General features: G+C 45.4%; 1 protein-coding gene. It reads right to left on the bottom strand.

The features are described 5' to 3' along the window. Positions 1–617 (bottom strand): transferrin-binding protein-like solute binding protein (locus tag ACS8E3_RS13025; RefSeq protein ID WP_439244764.1); only part of this gene is annotated, 617 nt, incomplete at both ends.

Raw genomic sequence — 617 nt, 5'->3', positions numbered from 1 at the left:
TCTCATCAGCTGCAGTACCTGAGAACTCGTTACCGTCGATATCTGCTGCTAAATTAATATCACCTGCATTGGCAAACTTCAATTCGCCAGCTACTTTCTTGGCGACAAAGTCAGCAGTGAACGCAGAAGTACCATATTCAATAGCATTACCAGGACCTACTTTACGATTGGTAGCATCACCCGTGTATTCAAACTTACCTTCTGTCGGTAGGGTCGCAGTTTTATTACCAATGACTAGAACACCGTCTACTGGAATTTGATTACCTAAAGCACTGACAGCGCCATCAATATGAGCAACACGTAACTCACCGTCATCACCAAAATCTTTATAGACTGAGGTATAAGCTAGGTCACCTTCCGCTAATACTTGGCCAGTACCTTCATAAGACTTGAAGCCATTTTCAGTGTCATTATCGTCATCACCTGATAAGGTAACGGCTACGGGGTTCTGTACAACGCCCGTTAAAACTTCATCGGCACGAGCATCTGCATCAGCAGTACTCCGGATATCAAAATCACGTGTGGTATTTGTTAGAGCACCTTGACCAAGCGCCGTTCCATCAACAGATAAATGCTGAGCGCCCGATAAGTCCGCTTCCGCTGCTGAGCTGTAGTCT

Source organism: Psychrobacter sp. 2Y5, from assembly GCF_051847375.1.
In the GTDB taxonomy this organism is placed as follows: domain Bacteria; phylum Pseudomonadota; class Gammaproteobacteria; order Pseudomonadales; family Moraxellaceae; genus Psychrobacter.
This window is presented reverse-complemented; position numbering and strand designations above follow the sequence as displayed.